The sequence below is a fragment of the Vibrio sp. B181a genome (genome assembly GCF_030248375.1).
GTDB lineage: Bacteria > Pseudomonadota > Gammaproteobacteria > Enterobacterales > Vibrionaceae > Vibrio > Vibrio campbellii.
The window spans coordinates 1-15071 of record NZ_JAHGAD010000060.1 but is presented as its reverse complement, the minus strand read 5'-3'; the positions used below and the strand labels follow the sequence as shown (position 1 = coordinate 15071).

The following is a 15071-nucleotide window of genomic DNA, read 5'->3' as shown; positions in this document are numbered from 1 at the left end:
GTAAACACCACTTGCGACTGCGTCGGCACTTTACGCGCCGCGCGCCAAGCCAATTTTAGCAACTGACGGGTTAAATCGTCTTTGCTGCAGATGACCATCGCATCGGAGACATCAATCGCCTGGAAGTAGGCGTGTTGACTGATGCCCGTGTACGGAAAGTAAAAGCCCGCTTGCTTTGCCATGGGGGTGATGTCAATGAAGTCCTTAGGATTTAAGGGTTCACTGCGCACGTAATGACCAAAAAGCGGTGGGGTGGGTTGACTCATGATAAGACTCCAAATAAAACAGGAGCCATCCCACTGGGAATAAGCTCCCAGTGGGTGAGTGATTCGACTCGATGGCCGTGGTTATGGTCGCTGACGCGACAGTGTCATGCGTAGTATCGGCATGAGGTTGCGTTGAAACAGCGTCCAATACGCACCAAGCCACAGGCGAGGTTTGTGACTTTTCCAAACCAGCCAGAAGACCGGTAGAAAAATGCCCCAAAACATCAGGTTATCGAGTAGGGTTGAAGAGTCCATGTGTTTATCCTGTAAAAAATCAGGCAACACTTGCCCACAGGAAAGGTTCCCTATGGGTGGTAGAAGGTGAATGTCAGCCGAGGCTGGCATTATCAGTGATGCATTCCAACTTCTTATCGAGTAAGAAGCCGCGACACGTTTCAGAACGCCATTTAAGGGGGAGTAACCCCGTGTGCTTAACACTGTGCGTCAGTGCTCAACGTTTGACCAATTTAGGGTAAAAGAGGTCTGCGGGACTGTCAAGATGGAATGCCGCCTTTCCAAATTCGCAAACACACATTTTGCTTTGTTGCATATAGCTAACATTTTACTAACAATACATGCAAGGAGTTGCGTTACAGTTGTTATGTATCTCCTGTCGTCCTATCGGTTGACGATGGAATTCTCTGTTTTTAGCATTATTAGCATTAATGGTTGTGTTTTATTTCCGCTCCGTCATCTCCGTCGGAGCTTTTTTTTGTGGTGGTATTCTTGTTGTTTAGTTTGTCATCGATACGCGTTCAGACTGCGACGGAACGTCAACGTTTTTTTGTGACGACGTGATACTCTGCCCCTGTCAACTCCGTAGGGGCTTAGCAGGGTCTTACGGGGTAGTCGGTTCATTCGACTGTGACGACTCCTTTTGTGAACGTTGACCAGCGGCTTCGGTCGCTGGTTTTTTTTGCGCGAGTGGCTATCACGATAGGGCGCTCACTGCTTTTTCCGTCACCTCAGAAGCGCTGACCTGGTACTTTTTGTGTGTTGGTGTTCGCGGTTACTTTTGAACGGGGTAACGCCACGCTTTTCTTTCTGTCTGCTCGCTGTGTTTGACACTCGCGCCACCCAGTTTACGGTGGCGCTTTTTTTTTGCGCTATCGTTTCTCTGTTTTATCGGGTGATGCTTTTGTTACGCCTTCACTCAGTAAGTGGTGGTCAATGTGAGAACGAAACGCAACGAACTTTTCTTCTCTGCCGATATACTGATGGTGCTTTGGGAAAAAGCAAATAACCAGTTGACGTTATGTCTATGACATTTTTGGGGCAACCCCAGTATCCACATGTTCGCCCGTTACTTTGGTAACGGGTTTTTTTGTTGAATACGACGCGCTTCAAAAATACAGGCGCAGTGTTGGAGAAGGGCTGTGGCAAGATGAACGTGGTCTTATCAACCAAGGTTGAATCGTCATGAGTTCACGTAATGATGCCTTATTGCGTCGCCGTATTGCCCGTATTCTCGAACGCATTCCCAACGCCTCGTCACAGATGGTTCGCCAGCGCTTAATGATGAACGTCAAACCGGCGCAGTTTTATGTTCACCTTATTCCTTTTTATGAGCAGCGGCGCATCGACGACCATGCCGACATCATGAAGGCGTTGACGCGAATGATGGCCATGCATCTTGGGCTCCGCGTCATCGCGCGAACGTTGACCTCGCGATGTTACAACCACCGCCAAGTGGAAGCCGCATTGCTTGAGCTCACGGCGAACTTCGACCACCTCGAACAAGCGCGTCGATGTAAAGAGGCGGCGTTTGGCGTGGAACCTCCGAAGGATGCAAACCACCAATCACAAATGGTCATGCACTTGCAAAAACAAGGTCATCGGTTACCTGACATTTGGCAAATACTCCGGTAAAAGGCGTCAGAGCATTGGGCTAATCGGAAGGTTATCACTCCCCACCGCGTTTTTTGCGAGTGAGGTAATAAGCTGATGATGTCAGTGAGAGGGGGACTTGCTGAATGCGCAGCATCTTCTTTACACTCACGCTGCGGCTTTTCGGGCTGTGGGTTAAAGTGAGCGCATTGAGTACAGCTATAGGGACGTACAAGGATGTGGAAAGCCGCCTACTGCTTTTTTTACAGTGTCGTGATGCGCTTGATGTGTTTGGCGTAGGCGGCACGACTCACGCCGAGCATTTGCGCGGCTTTACGGTGATTGCCGTTTGCTAGGCGCAGCGTCTCTTCAAACAACGTGTCTCTGAGCATCGGCAGCACCCACGACATATCGGGTGTTGATTTCATGTCATGGCGAGTGGGGTCGAGTAGGGTGTTCAGTTGTTTAATGAGTGTTCGGCGATGAAAAAGTTCAGTCATAGTGTGCGTAGTTTGATGGGATTGGAGCGTACAGCGGGGATCGAACCCGCATCATCAGCTTGGAAGGCTGAGGTAATAGCCATTATACGATGTACGCTTTATCTTTATAGTCGTTGATAATCAGTCGCTTGTCGAGTCAGTTTTTAGTCAGAGCCTCAATCCACTTGAGCTCGAGAACACGAAACGGTGCTACATTGGCACCTGCACTTCGTGACATAAGGGATACATTATGCCGACCTACCAGGTCACCTACTTTAATGCTAACCACACAATGATGGACAGCGAAGCCATCTTTATGAAAAGCCTGACGAACGCGAAACGCTCAGCGGAGCACCATGCGCCAGATGGGACCCAAAAAATCGAAATCAAAGACTTGATGGACAAAGTATTGAGTCGGTTGGTGCTGGATGACGGTTGGGTTGATAACATCGAAAAGTGACGTTGTCTGGTCTATTATGGTGAGCTTGGTGTGTCGTGAATAAAAACACCGTCTTGGTTGGTTTTTTGCACTAACTTTTGACACCGTTTCATTTGTTTTTCTGGCAAGGCTTGGCCACTATTGAGTTGTTCGAGAAAGCCTGTCAGCATATCTCTTTCAAAATAGATTTTGACCTCTGAAATGGCTCTTAAATAACTTTAGATCCATTTGGGTGGTTAAAAACACTAAATCATAACCGGTAAATCCATGATCCTGACCGGCAAACTTCTGCATGGAAAGTAAGGAGCGAAGCTCGGCTCGTCTTTGCCCTTTTTCGCGTTAGAGAAGGCAAGTCCGAGCAGTCTCACTTCAATGTTTTTCGATAAATTTTCTAATGCTAATTGAAAGATTTGTGGAATTAACGCAAGTACATCTAACTAGCAAGAGCGCTACTTTGCTCGATGTTTGCTACCTCTCCTGCCGTGGGTGATTCTTAAGATCGGTTTGTTATTAACTTCGGCACTTCTACGACAACGTGTGTCAATCACGTCGATGGCTATTCATCTCAAGATTTCCATCTGTTCCAAATCAACTTTTTAACTAAGGAAATATAGTAAAATCATTCAAAAACTAGGACATACACTCCTCATTAAAAAAAAAGAGGAGTGGCTGCGATGCTGTCCTTTCGTTAAACAGACGGTTTAAGAATAAAAAAAACTACTAAATTTGTGAGGCTTTCAGTTGGAAATAGAAATTTGGGATGGCGGCTTACAAGAGCAAGAAGTAGCCGCTATTGAAAAAATCAAGGTAGCTTTCTCTGGCAAAGCTAATGAACAACAAAGGCCAGCTCGGGGAAGTTCTCTTCGTGAACAGTTACAAAGTAGTTTCGGTAACGCTGACAGCGGAATGTTTCCATGGAAGGGTTATGCCGGTTTTAGATTCGTCGACTCGAAAAATCACGATGGCGAGTTTGATTTAATTATTGTTACCCATTGCAATGTTATTATTGTCGAACTGAAAGACTGGAACCACCAACCGATAACTGCGAAAGGGGACATTTGGTACAAAGGTACCAAAAACATGAAGCGTTCCCCTGTTAGTACAACTCGTGTCAAAAAACAAACTTTAGATACGAAGTTGTCAAGGTTAGCGCATCGCTTTACCAACAAAGGATATGTACCTCACGTACACTTCTTTGTTGTGATGACTGGGGATGCTGATTTTAGCCAACTTCCCGAAGATCAGTTGCTTCATACTATTTCGTTGGATGATTTTCTAAAGCTTGCGGATCGTAAAACCTTCAACGCTCGATTCAGGCCACACCCAGGCGCCCAAGTATTAAACAAAGACTTCCCACTGTTTGATGAGCTCTTCTTGGGATCGCAAACTGCTCCGAAGTCTTTGCGGGTCGATGGCTACGAGGCCAAAGACATTATTTTCGAACATCCGAAGAAGGTATATAAAGAGTATCTAGCTAGGTCAGAGATCTCGACGAATACTGAAGCTTTACTGCGGGTTTGGAAGTTCAAGCACGTTGAAGGCAATAAGGCCTACACTCCTGAAGGCCGAGCGGAGATTGTCTCCCGTGAGCGTGTTGTCTTAGAACATATCAATCATCATAATCGAGACCTATATAACCACTGCTTGAGATCACTGACGAGTTTCCAAAAAGACGAGGTGACAGCAGAATACAGTGAAGTATATGAGCTTCCTCCTGGTCATGTTCGCTTTAATGAGTTTATTGGGAAATATGGCAAGGCCTTCTCTGAGCTAGATCGGCTGAATGTCACCAAGCTGCTGATTGCTAAATTCAGTGACTTGCACGAGATGAAAATTGCTCATAGGGATATCGCTGACCACAGTCTGTGGATCTCGCCATCAAAAGAGGTAGCACTATCAAACTTTATCTCCGCTTATCATCAACCGATAGGTACGGTTGGGGATTATCGAAAATTCTTGTCAGTAGGGGCTGTTGAAGCTCAAGATATGCTAGATGGTGGAGTTTTAACGCCTTTTCAGCAGGACGTTCATGCATTGGGACTCGTTGCCTGGCACTTGTTACGCGGTAAACGCATGTCTCCTAAGAGTTTGGAAACTGTACAGGATGATATGCTCCGCGATGAGCATTGGTTTTCCGAGGTCCTGCTGGATGCTGTTGCTGCAAAATTCTCTTCAGCTTCAGAGTTCTTTGATGCGTTGAAGCAAGCCGAACCTGCAGGAGAGACTATTCCAACTTTTGATGACGCTGAGCTAGATCCGTATCGCCATGCGATTAACCACTCACGTCAGTTCAGGGAAGATGAAGACTTTTTAGTAGAGACAGCTGAAAAAGAAGTCTATGTCTCAGGCGGAAGAATGGTGAAAGCCTGGCTTAATGCAGGCGGACAAGGCGATGACTCTACCTCGAACTTTCAAGTTCTTAAGTTTCTTAAGTTGTTGGATAAGCTCTCCTCGGTTAAACCGACTTACTTACCTGAAATTCGTGAGTTTGGTATTGCTTCTAAGTCATCTAGTTTGTACATGGTTACAGACCAAGTGAAAGGAGCGACTTGGGATAAAGTTCTGATTGCTGATGACGAGAAGATTGAGCTAATTAAAAAGTTCGTAGCATCAGTAGAACACTTACATGGTCTTGGTATATCTCACGGCGATATCCACCCTGGCAATGTGATGCTGGAGACTGAAAGTCGCTCTATTTACTTAATCGATATCCCAGACTTTTCACCCTCAGGGGAAGAGCCCAAAAACCACAGATATAGCCCTGAATATATCGATGGCTGTACCTCTTTTGAACGTGACAACTTTGCAGTAATGAAGATGTCATGTGAGTTGCTAGGTTTATCTTGGGGGCATGAGTCCGAAACTTATTCTGCCTTGGCAGACGCGATCCGAGCAGAATTAGATGATCCTCAATTTGGTTTTAAAGATCTAGGCCGTTTTAAAAAGGCGATAGATAGCGGTAAATCTTCAGAGCAAAGCCTGATCCAGATTACGGCAGGTAACGCAGATGAGGCTATCACTATCCTTCCTGATAACGGGCACCTATATGTCAACGTTGAACCGAATCATAAAAAGCCAAATGAAGTCAAAGTTACCTTCACTGGTATAGGCGGCAGCTTTTCTGCAATGTTCTGCAGAGAGCAGAAAGTTCTGATTGTTGGCTTTACGGCAAGGTCGCGGTCATCAATCCGCAAACAGGATATTGATGAGAGCCAATTTGAAATTAGCACTGGCATACGGATTATGCCTGGTCGGCCGCAAGAGATGTCTGCTTTGACTGAGTTGCTCAATGAAGATGAGTCTTTTTCCCGTGCGATTGAGTTGTTAGTAGCACCTAAAGAACAGCAAAAGGTTGAAGACACATTAACTCTTGAGTTGAAGGAAGCTTTCTCGAGACTAGATAAGCAAGCTTTGGAGCCAGTGTTGACCAAGACGCTGGAGATTCCGACAGCGAAGCTGTGGCGGGCAATTTTAGATACTGAGGCCGAGTCGTATCCAAATGTTGAGGTCAGTGGTGAGATTTTACCTGTTGCTGATGCTAGAGGGGAACTTTTGATTCCTTACTCTGCTGATGTTGATCCTCTTGGCAGTTTCAGCAGCAGTGATGAAGTGGAAGCACTATTAGTTGATCAAGAAGGGGGAGAGCGATTTATTGGTGAGGTGTCACTTAAGAAGTCAGCACTTAACGAGATCCGGTTATTCAAAACTCGTGCAGCTGCATACGGGTTGAGTGACTCTGATATTGTATTCTTCCGTAGCAAGCAGGATCGTGCATCATATCGTAAGCGTAAACGAGCTTTAGAACGACTACTTGATCGAGAGTGTGCTTTGCCAGACTTGATGGATCTTTTCGACCCATCTTGCGAGAAAGCTGCTCTCAACTACGGCATCTCGTTAAGTGATGCTGACTTTGCCAGATATGACCGTGAAGATCAGCATGGAAACAAGATTAGCTTAAATGATCAGCAAAGAGAGGCGTTTGCCAAGTTGGTTAACAATGGTCCTCTTTCCTTACTACAAGGGCCGCCGGGGACGGGAAAAACCGAGTTTATTGCTGCTTTTGTGCATTATTTGGTTGAGAAACAGAATACCAAACGCATCCTGCTTGTTAGTCAGTCACATGAGGCTGTGAATACCGCGGCTGAACGGATCAGAAAGCATTGTGCTCGCCTGAATACAGAGCTCGAAGTTGTTAGATTTAGTAACCGCGAAGGTGCTGTTTCTCCAGGGTTGAAAGATGTCTACTCAAACGCAATCACAACTGAGAAGCGTGAATTGTTCAATGCTGAGAGCAAGTATCGCGTTGAAGCTTTGAGTGAAGCTATTGGCTTAGAGCCTGAGTTCATTTCCGGCGTTGTTCTGGCCGAGCTTAAACTGTTCAAGCAAATTGACCACCTTGAAACATTGCTATATCAAGTCAATGACTTGAGCGATGAGAAAGACATACAAAAACTGAAAGAGATTTCCGTGGAACTAGATCTTTCAATCCGGTCCAAGCTGGAAACAGAGTACGGTATTAGCTTGGATGCGGAATCTAAGGTTTCTGAAGCAAAAGAATTACTGATTTCCAAACTGAGTAGGGACTATGGCGTAAGGCCTGATGAAGCTCGTCGAGTTAGAGCGTTAGCAAAGATATCCCGGGATATGCAGGATGTTTTGTCAGGAGAGAGGGTTAACTTTGATGAGTTTTATGCGCGCTCAAGACAGCTAGTTGCAGGTACATGTGTCGGCATTGGTCAGGGCCACATTGGCATTCAGGAAAACGTCTACGATTGGGTGATTATTGACGAAGCTGCGCGCTCGATTGCGAGTGAATTAGCCATTGCAATGCAGTCAGCTAAACGTGTATTGCTAGTTGGAGACCACCTTCAGCTTCCTCCTCTTTACTCTGATGCACATAAGGCGGCTTTAGCAAGGAAATTGGGTATTAACAGCTCGCGCACTGAGATCGATGAAGTTTTGCGAAGTGACTTTGCCCGTGCCTTCAACTCTCCCTATGGTGAGCAAGCTAGTGCAGCACTTTTGACGCAGTATCGAATGGCCCCTCCTATCGGTGATCTGGTATCCAGGACATTCTATGACGGTAAGCTTCGAAACGGTGAACGAGCAATCCCAGACGTCTATCAACATGCACCGCAAGCTTTGCGCAGTATGGTGACTTGGTTGGATACTTCTAGTATGGGCCAAAAGGCACATCACCTAGGAGACCGTGGAACAAGTATTTATAACCGCTGTGAAGCTGAACAAATTATTTCGGTACTAAAGCAGGTGTCAGAGAATGCTGCTTTCGTAGACGAACTCTCGACGCTCACTAGCAAAGATGAAGCAGCTATCGGTGTGATTTGTATGTATGCCGAGCAAAAGAGGTTACTGCGTCAGAAATTCAATCAGGAAATCTGGAGTGATGGCTTCAAAGATATTGTCAAAATTGACACGGTAGATAGCTATCAAGGTAAGGAAAACAGGATCATCATTTTGTCTTTGACGCGTTCGGATAAGCAGCACAGCCCAGGGTTCTTGCGAGCACCAAATCGAATCAACGTCGCGATGTCTCGCGCAATGGATCGTTTGTTGATTGTTGGCAATGCAGATATTTGGAAAGGGAGCAATAAAGAGCTGCCTTTAGGCTCCGTTGTTCGCTACATGACTGAGCGTGGTCAGGAAGCTGGATATACCTTCATCGCAGCTAAGCAGGGTGGGAAACAGAAATAATGTCTGATAACAAATTTACTTATCAAGAGGTTGACTTCCTGCTACCCGCGCAGAGGTTTAACATTCAGTTTTCATATGTCTCTCAGAAGGGGCTGCCATTTATTAGAGAGTTTGTGCTTAGGCTTGTTCATGTTGCACCAATGAGCAAGGCACATATTTCGACCTATTTTGGCCTTAGCCGTCGTGAGACAGAGGAAGCGATTTCAGATCTGGTCCAGCGCGGTGAGCTTACACTATCACCGGATGGCCGTCTGACCTTGAGCGATAAGTCGAATGGCTATTTCGTTGAAATTGGCGAAACCCCGCAGCTTTCTACAGTACAAGATAGTGGAGTTACCTTGTCCTTTGATTTGGCAACGTTTAGTTGCTTCAGCAACCAGAATATCCAAGACAAGTGGAAAACTGGGATATCTCTCAAGGTTGATGATAGCAACGCGTCTCAAAGCGAAAAGTTAGTGGAGAAGCACTTTCAGCAACAGTTTAATCAGATTCTAGATAAGGGCTACCTATCTAACTTGCTTGCTCAGGATGGAAAAGAGCAACCCTCTGTCTATACCGTGAACTCTGTAAATAAGCTGCGACAGTTTCCCATGCGGGTGACTACAGAGTTCCAGATGGACAATGAAGGTAAAGCGGTTGAACGTGAGGATTATGAAGAGCTAAATAGCTCGGAGTATGTTCATGAACTGATGGCGATAGAGTTATCTCGATTGTCTTCACTCAACAATACCATGAGTATTTTTAAGTCGATGGTTTCACTAGGTGATGAAGATACGCTGAAACTGTTTGATTCAAAGACAAATTTGGTCAACCCGAAATACATAGAAGATATGCAGGCTATGGAGGAACATTCTGTTATAGGCAGAACGACTTTCCTTGGCCCTATTTACTCAAAAACCAATTGGGAGAAGCTACAGAAAGTTTTGGCTCCAGTGCTCAATAAGCGTATTAAAAGCAAAGCTGATGTAGGCAATAGTTGTTTTTGTTGGATTGCACCGTCTGATTCATACTGGGCAAAGAGTGAACAATTCACGTCTAGTTTAAGCAGCTTCATTGATAGATCGAGTACAAAAAAAGGCAAGCAACTATACAAGCCCGTGCTCTATGTTCCGGTGGCCGACGAGCTGGATTCGAGGGTAGCCAAACAGTGGAAACATGAACTTGGGCAGTTCCACAAGGATAGTAAAGGGATTGCGGAAGGTTTCTTGGATGGTAATGTTGAGATTCTTCATCTTGAAGATGAAGTGGCAGTCGTTATTTATCATTTTTGTCAGCCAGAAACTTTGCCAGTGACGATGCCTTTGGGCTTTATCTCAACAGATAAGGTTACAGTAGCAAAGATTGGCGAGCTGATTAGTGACTATGTTAAGGGGAGTTCTTCGTTTGATAGACCGAACGATTGCGGTTCTATCTCTTCAATAGCTGAAAATCGTTAATCACTTAGCCATTGAAGCATTACCCATGAGGGTGATGTGAATGACTAATGGCAGAGCAGATAAGTTGGGCTCATTTGTGACAGAGCTCAGCTTATCTGTAAAGTAAAAATTCACTCCAACAATTAACCATAGGCGTGTAGTAATGGTACGAGATGGGTTACCCTTCACGTCGTGGATTTGAAATAGACAGTCTGTTGGGAGCAACTTCTTGCCAGTCGAGTTGAGATACATAAACTAATACAGTGGATGTTGTTTAGGTATTCCACTCTAAATGATTTATGCCCAAAGCCTTCATAGACTAAGCTTTTACCTGTGTGTGATCACCAAGCTAGAACACTTGAGTGTTACCTAGCTGAGTTTGTAACTGGCCATCTTTCTCGATGTACCAGTGAAACTATCTGAAACATCAATACGCTTCATATTGATGTTCATGTCTGGCGCTGACTTTTTCAGGCGCGATATGTCGCTGGCAATGCGCTTACAGCCGAGAAATAAGATCCCATCGAGTGGCGTGATGATCTCTCCGGCTTTTAAGCAATCGATGAGTGATGCAGAAGATAACGGCCTGGTTAGGCCATCGACGTAACGCGTGGCTACAAACTGATCCGTATAATGGATTTCTCTTGGTAGCATTTGTTCACTTTTGGCATACACCATGCCGCTTTGCTTGCCGTTGATAACGCGATGTTCTTTATAGACGTTGACTTCTTCACCGATGGCCGCCATGGCTTGGGGAGCCCGGGTGATGAGCAAACGAAACGGCAGATCTTCACTGGTGATGTAATCGACAAGGTTAAATGCCAGTCTTGCTCGTGCCATTTCACCAAGAGACTCTTCACGGCAAATTTGTAACACCTGCTGCCACTGCTGGGTCAACTGAGCGCTCTCTTTATCGCTTTTGACGTTAATATGTTGAATGTCATAGTGAATTTTTGCTGTCATTGGGGATCTTAACCTCAAGGTATTTTGTCGAATGGCTGCTCAATAGTCTGTTTTTAATAACATTAAAACAGTTATCCACAAAATTTGGGGGTAAGCTGTGTGAAGATGACACGAAACTTTAATCGCTCAATTTGCAACTGTCTGCATAAAGGCGTAAAGTGACGGTAATTTAACCATATCTATAAAGGAGGCTTGTATGTTAGCGTTTCTAAAAAGATGGCGTCAGGCCTATCTAGAAGACAAAGGGAATCGTCTGCATGCTGAGCTCGAAGATGAGCGCAATGCTCTTTGCAATGAACGGAAACTCAGTTTTGAAAGTATTACGACAGAACTATCAAAAAATAACCGTAATATTTTTCATGATTTGGCTGATGCTGCAGAGGAACAATATAATGAAAATTGCCAAAGAGGTTATTATCAATAACCTCTTCTATCGCCTTAGTTCAACTTGTTACCCATCCCTTTTAATGCTTTCCCTTGTGTAAAATCAAACCCTTTTTGCGTTTGGTTGTTAATTTTATCCACCGCACTATCAATTCCCAGCGCATTCACCTTATAACCAGCAAATCCCAGTAAGCCGAACCAAATCATTGGCATCATGACGTATAAAATGATGATCACAAACTTGAGAATGGCATCGTCCATGTAATTTAATGTCCCCGTTATAGGGTTGAAGTTCTCATGCATCGCATAGACCGATTCTAAAAGACGGCTATCTAGGCTGCGACAAAGCTCCCACCAGAAAGTTAAAAAGCCTAACCCTCCATATACTAAAGACAATGACATCAGAGTATTGATGTTGTAGATGCTGATGGTCAGTACAATAGGACTGGCGATGATCACAAAGCTCATCAGTATTGATTGCAGCATGGGCATCGCCTCTCGAACAATGAAAAAAGCAGGGCCAGTAAGTAAATGACCAACTTCAACACCTAACCAACCTGCGACACCATTCCAGACCTCACGAACTTCATGATCGAGGCTTTTATCGAGTACCTGGCCATAACCACGCACGACGCGCCCACTGCTTGCCTGATTTTCCACACTAAGAACACGTTGCACCAGCATGTCTGCCTTCTCTTCTGGCGTAGTCTCCATGCCCAGCATTTCGGTAAAGAAGCCATCTGAGTCAAAGATATCACGCACTAGCTTTGGGTTCGTGTCTTCAACGTGATTGAACAAGCGCCATTTTAATCCCGCGCGTTGCCCATCACTGCGTCCACCTTGTGTGCTGTCCCACCATTCATCGCACATTGGATACGCGGCGTTGGGATCAATGGCAGAACGACGGTATTTCAGCTGTACCGGATCGTCGCGCTCTGAGTTATAGGGGAAGTTGAACACAATATGCTCAGCTTGTAAGCTGCCATACGTGGTGCGAGGCGCAGCTAAATTGCTGCCAAGAAAGTACTTACCTCCAAGCCAGTTGGCGTTGTCAAAATCATCTTGTGTGACTTTCTCTTCACGCGAGGCGGATTTCATTGCCAAGCGTGCACGGGTAAAGCACTGCTCATAAAAATCCTGCGTCTCTTGCCTTAGCTGCTCGCTTTTGATGTCAATTTGAGACAGTTGCAGCATGCTGCGCTCGATGTCGTAGCTACAAGGTATTGAAGAAACGGCGGCGTTCGTCAGGCCTTGTGAAATACTGTGCCAAAGTGCCCACCAAACCGGCACCAACACTTCTTCACCATTGATCGTGCTGTGATCACTGTTTGTTGCGCCGTTGGTGATGCCAACGCCACAGGTTTCGCTCGCATCTTGATCAAAGGTCAAGGTGTTAACGCTGAGAGGGTAGATAGGCAAGACGGCAAAAAAACAGACAAAAGAGGCGAACATCATTTTGGTTTCGGTACGATTGAGGCTGAGTAAACCTTTGTTGCCTTCATCTTCCCCTTCTTGGGCGACGTCATACCAGACTTGGAAGACGATCACCGTTAAAACAAAAATCAGCAAATTACTTTGGTTCAGCACCATCATAATTTTGTTTGCGATATACCAGCCTTCAAGAGTCAAAACGGATGAAAGTGGGTCGTTGACTACCATGGCGCACCTCCAAAGGTATAAACACACACTAAGGCTTCATTGATGATGAAGAGCAGTCCTAAGCCGACATACTGGTTTTTATGAGCTCGGATAAAAATGAATCCATAGGTCAGCGCTCGCCAGAGAATTAACGGTAATGAGTAGGCACTCTCGACCAGCGTTTGGGTGTCTATCGTTACTGCCAATGTAATGGCAAAAATGGTAATAAAGACAATAACAATGACACTATAGATTGGTCGATTAATAAAGGTGAGATACATAACAAGCTCCTTATTCAGGTTCGTTTTCAAAGCGTTCTTTGTCTAAAAAGACCGACTCGTTTTTTTTGGTTTGCGGGATGGCTTGAGGGCGCTGGTAGCGATAGTCATCCACGACGGCCTGTGCGGTGCGGGTGCCAATTTGCTGCCTGACCTCCGCTTCGTAGCGCAGCATGTCAATTTCACGCTCAAGACGCGTGACGGCCTCATCAATGTCACGTTGCGCGGTTTCGTGCTGGGCAATGTTGACCTCATATTTTCCCGTCAGCAGGGCGCGGCGGGCATACAAGGCTTTTTCTATCGCGTGAGAGAGCGCTAGCTCACTGGCAATGCGTGAGAGCGTGTGGTCATCGACTTTACGCTCGCTTAGCGCATCAACCAGGGTTTGTGGAAAATGCTCCGTCTCTTGTTGGCCTTGGATGGCTTGGCGAAGCTCATCTTCAAGGCCAGCGCTTTGCTGCGTCACCTCTTGGCTAAGGCCAATGCCGGGCGTGGCGTCGGTGTCGCTTTTATCCATGCCGGTTTGCACGGATTGACTGCCAATCACGTGCGAGACCCACTCACTCATGGCCTCTTCGCTGTCCCAGTATTGATAGAGCCCTTGGCCATTTTCTTTTTGCTCTTCATCGCTGAGCAGCGCAAAGCCCGCGCGGCTGGCATCGGTGGTGGCGTTAATCGGCGGTTGGTGACGACCGCCGTATTTGGCGCCGCCAACCCAGGTGATGCCTGAATCCCCCATGTCTTTGAGCACGTCTTCTTTGGCTTGTATCGCATCGCCACTTTTGACCGCGTGGGTCCAAGCTTCGGCGCGCGCCAGAGCGCCGTAGGCTTTGTCGGTGTTCATCTCGCCCATGGTTTCCACCATGGCTTCACACGAGCTGCGCGCATCCTCAAAATCGAACTTGCCCTGCAGTACGCCGTTGGTCATCAAGTCATACAGACCTGGGTCTTTTTTCTGCAGGTAGTAACCAGGCAGACTGAGCACCGCGGAGGTGGCATTGGTGAGCATGTCGCCCATCATGTCTTGGAAGCCATCGGTGATGCCGTTGAGCTGATTTTCTACCGTAAGGGTTGGGTCGAGCATCCCGCACTGCAGGTTCATGTCCCAGCCGACACCCAGCGCGGTAGAGTTGATGCGGCGATTACGCGCAGGCAGCGCAATCACCGGCCCGCCGCCTAGGGTGTAGTGCAGCACATCGGCATTATCGGCTTTGACGCTGACGCCGGCATCGACGGCGCTGTGCACATTTGTGCTCAGCAGCAAGGCGAAAAGTAGTGAAGACAAAACGGTCTTAGTCATATTAATCTCCAAAGTGAGCAATCAGTTGGCTGCCGCGTCGCTGACAGCCTTTGTACATCCGCCACGCCGCCCAGACGTATTGCCCGTCATCGGCGATTTGAGTGGCGTAGGGGTCGGTGGCGCTGAGGCTGTCGTCAAACTGCGGCCAGACGTAGGCATCGCGCTGCGTTTTGGGCGACAGCATTTGCCAGGCGGTGTCGTCGCTGTTTGGGCTCACCGGTTTTGGCGGCCAAAACCCAGCATGAGCGCTCGGCGCAAACGGCTGATAGACGCGGCTTTCCCCGCGGCGAGTCACCACATGCAGGGCGCGAAACGCGCTCAGCGCCGCGGATTTAAAGGGGTGGCGCTGCAACACAAAGCCGCCACGCGG

13 protein-coding genes and 1 tRNA gene are annotated in these 15071 nt (G+C 46.7%); 5 read left to right on the top strand and 9 right to left on the bottom strand.

Annotated elements, in window-relative coordinates; genetic code table 11:
* Both KIO97_RS21825 and KIO97_RS21820 read right to left on the bottom strand, forming a co-directional pair.
* Positions 1–266: hypothetical protein (locus tag KIO97_RS21825; protein ID WP_285383936.1), on the bottom strand; the 266-nt coding region annotated here is incomplete at its 3' end.
* Between the two features lie 81 nt (positions 267–347).
* On the bottom strand, positions 348–521 hold the full coding sequence (locus KIO97_RS21820; protein ID WP_285383935.1) for a hypothetical protein: 174 nt from the start codon (positions 519–521) through the stop codon (positions 348–350).
* Between the two features lie 1164 nt (positions 522–1685).
* On the opposite strand from KIO97_RS21820, the gene KIO97_RS21815 reads away from it, so the two are divergent.
* Positions 1686–2135 (top strand): hypothetical protein, encoded by a 450-nt coding sequence (locus tag KIO97_RS21815; RefSeq protein WP_285383934.1) that lies wholly within the window; start codon positions 1686–1688, stop codon positions 2133–2135.
* A 221-nt stretch (positions 2136–2356) separates the two neighbouring features.
* Here KIO97_RS21815 and KIO97_RS21810 read toward each other — a convergent pair whose 3' ends face one another.
* Together KIO97_RS21810 and KIO97_RS21805 are read right to left on the bottom strand one after the other, a co-directional pair.
* Positions 2357–2485: a helix-turn-helix domain-containing protein gene (locus KIO97_RS21810; protein ID WP_285383933.1), complete on the bottom strand. Its 129-nt coding sequence runs from the start codon at positions 2483–2485 to the stop codon at positions 2357–2359.
* 130 nt (positions 2486–2615) lie between these two features.
* Positions 2616–2690 (bottom strand) — tRNA-Gly (locus tag KIO97_RS21805).
* A gap of 132 nt (positions 2691–2822) precedes the next feature.
* Between KIO97_RS21805 and KIO97_RS21800 the strand changes: the two genes are divergently transcribed.
* The 3 genes from KIO97_RS21800 to KIO97_RS21790 all read left to right on the top strand — a co-directional run bounded on the left by KIO97_RS21800 (position 2823) and on the right by KIO97_RS21790 (position 10159).
* A complete protein-coding gene (locus KIO97_RS21800) occupies positions 2823–3032 on the top strand; it encodes a hypothetical protein (protein ID WP_285383932.1) in 210 nt (69 codons plus the stop codon).
* Between the two features lie 720 nt (positions 3033–3752).
* Positions 3753–8723 carry an AAA domain-containing protein gene (locus KIO97_RS21795; protein WP_285383931.1) on the top strand — a complete coding sequence of 1657 codons (4971 nt, stop codon included), beginning with the start codon at positions 3753–3755 and terminating at the stop codon, positions 8721–8723.
* Positions 8723–10159 (top strand): hypothetical protein, encoded by a 1437-nt coding sequence (locus KIO97_RS21790; RefSeq protein WP_285383930.1) that lies wholly within the window; start codon positions 8723–8725, stop codon positions 10157–10159. The genes KIO97_RS21795 and KIO97_RS21790 overlap by 1 nt, the downstream gene beginning before the upstream one ends.
* Positions 10160–10507: 348 nt before the next feature.
* Here KIO97_RS21790 and KIO97_RS21785 read toward each other — a convergent pair whose 3' ends face one another.
* On the bottom strand, positions 10508–11101 hold the full coding sequence (locus KIO97_RS21785; protein ID WP_285383929.1) for a hypothetical protein: 594 nt from the start codon (positions 11099–11101) through the stop codon (positions 10508–10510).
* A 196-nt stretch (positions 11102–11297) separates the two neighbouring features.
* On the opposite strand from KIO97_RS21785, the gene KIO97_RS21780 reads away from it, so the two are divergent.
* Entirely contained in the window at positions 11298–11525 is a 228-nt protein-coding gene (locus KIO97_RS21780; RefSeq protein ID WP_274292208.1) for a hypothetical protein, read from the top strand.
* 14 nt (positions 11526–11539) lie between these two features.
* On the opposite strand, the gene KIO97_RS21775 is transcribed toward KIO97_RS21780, so the two are convergent.
* From KIO97_RS21775 to KIO97_RS21760, 4 genes are all read right to left on the bottom strand, one after another.
* Positions 11540–13144, bottom strand: coding sequence for a conjugal transfer protein TraG N-terminal domain-containing protein (locus KIO97_RS21775; protein WP_285383928.1), 1605 nt, complete (start codon positions 13142–13144; stop codon positions 11540–11542).
* Positions 13138–13404 carry a hypothetical protein gene (locus tag KIO97_RS21770; protein ID WP_285383927.1) on the bottom strand — a complete coding sequence of 89 codons (267 nt, stop codon included), beginning with the start codon at positions 13402–13404 and terminating at the stop codon, positions 13138–13140. Before KIO97_RS21770 ends, KIO97_RS21775 begins: the two co-directional genes overlap by 7 nt.
* Positions 13405–13414: 10 nt before the next feature.
* The gene (locus tag KIO97_RS21765; protein WP_285383926.1) at positions 13415–14701 is read right to left on the bottom strand and encodes an integrating conjugative element protein; all 1287 of its coding nucleotides are present in this window, start codon (positions 14699–14701) and stop codon (positions 13415–13417) included.
* Between the two features lies 1 nt (position 14702).
* Positions 14703–15071 (bottom strand): TraU family protein (locus KIO97_RS21760; protein ID WP_285383925.1); only part of this gene is annotated, 369 nt, incomplete at its 5' end.